We start from the raw sequence: 253 nt of genomic DNA, 5'->3' as shown, positions 1-253 counted from the left end.
CCCCCCCCCCCCCCCCCCCCCCCCCCCCCCCCCCCCCCCCCCCCCCCCCCCCCCTTTTCAAGCAGAAGACGGCATACGCGATTATTGCGTTCGTCTCGTGGGCTCGGAGATGTGTATAAGAGACAGCTGCCGCCCAATCAACTGGTGGGCAAGGGCAATATGGGCATCATTGCCCGCCTGCAACAGGCAGACCCGGATTTCAGCTTCTGCTGCATTGTCGATTCTGCCGCCAACGTTGATGCACTCGGTGAAT

General features: G+C 63.6%; 1 pseudogene. It reads left to right on the top strand.

Annotation, left to right across the window (positions count from 1 at the left end):
* Nucleotides 1-253 (top strand): annotated as a pseudogene (locus JHD62_RS22440) (hypothetical protein); the annotation flags it as partial.

Origin of the sequence: Aquitalea sp. ASV11, assembly GCF_016429185.1 — a bacterium.
Classification (GTDB): Bacteria; Pseudomonadota; Gammaproteobacteria; order Burkholderiales; family Chromobacteriaceae; genus Aquitalea; species Aquitalea pelogenes.
This window is presented reverse-complemented; position numbering and strand designations above follow the sequence as displayed.